The organism is Desulfocurvus sp. DL1XJH-121, from assembly GCF_054819825.1.
In genome coordinates, this window is record NZ_JBTVWW010000174.1 from 1 (window position 1) to 244 (window position 244).

Annotated in this window: 1 protein-coding gene; it reads left to right on the forward strand. The window is 65.2% G+C overall.

All coding sequences use genetic code 11. The features are described from left to right. The coding region (locus tag ACYYG1_RS17775; protein ID WP_461211659.1) for a helix-turn-helix domain-containing protein at nucleotides 1-244 on the forward strand (244 nt) is incomplete at both ends.

Genomic DNA, 244 nt, shown 5'->3' on the forward strand with positions numbered 1-244 from the left:
CTTGCGACCGAACTGGGCAATGTGAGCCGAGCCTGCCAGGTGATGGGCTATTCGCGGCAACAGTTCTACGAGATCAGGCGCAACTTCCAGACGCATGGGTCGCAGGGGCTGCTGGATCGGCTGCCCGGCCCCAGGGGGTCGCATCCCAATCGGGTGTGCGACGAGGCGGAAGCGGCGATCATGGCCTACAGTCTGGAGTTTCCCACGCACGGGGCCTTGCGGGTTGCGCAGCAGCTCGTGCTTC